This is a genomic window from Tepidimonas fonticaldi (genome assembly GCF_007556755.1).
In the GTDB taxonomy this organism is placed as follows: Bacteria; Pseudomonadota; Gammaproteobacteria; order Burkholderiales; family Burkholderiaceae_C; genus Tepidimonas; species Tepidimonas fonticaldi.
On record NZ_VJOO01000086.1, the window covers coordinates 1 to 269 of the forward strand.

Below are 269 nucleotides of genomic sequence, written 5' to 3' on the forward strand. Positions count from 1 at the left end.
CCCCGCGCCGCTACCCCACGATCGAAGATGCCATCGGCCACACGCCGCTGGTGGCGCTGCAGCGCATCGGCGAGCCGGACAACCGCGCGCGCGGCAACGTGGTGCTGGGCAAGCTGGAGGGCAACAACCCGGCCGGCTCGGTCAAGGACCGCCCGGCGCTGTCGATGATCCGCCGCGCCGAGGAGCGCGGCGAGATCCGCCCCGGCGACACGCTGATCGAGGCCACCAGCGGCAACACCGGCATCGCGCTGGCGATGGCGGCGGCCATC

At 74.0% G+C, this 269-nt stretch carries 1 protein-coding gene; it reads left to right on the forward strand.

What is annotated here, in order from left to right:
* The coding region (locus Tfont_RS14430) for a pyridoxal-phosphate dependent enzyme (protein WP_390612553.1) at nucleotides 1-269 on the forward strand (269 nt) is incomplete at both ends.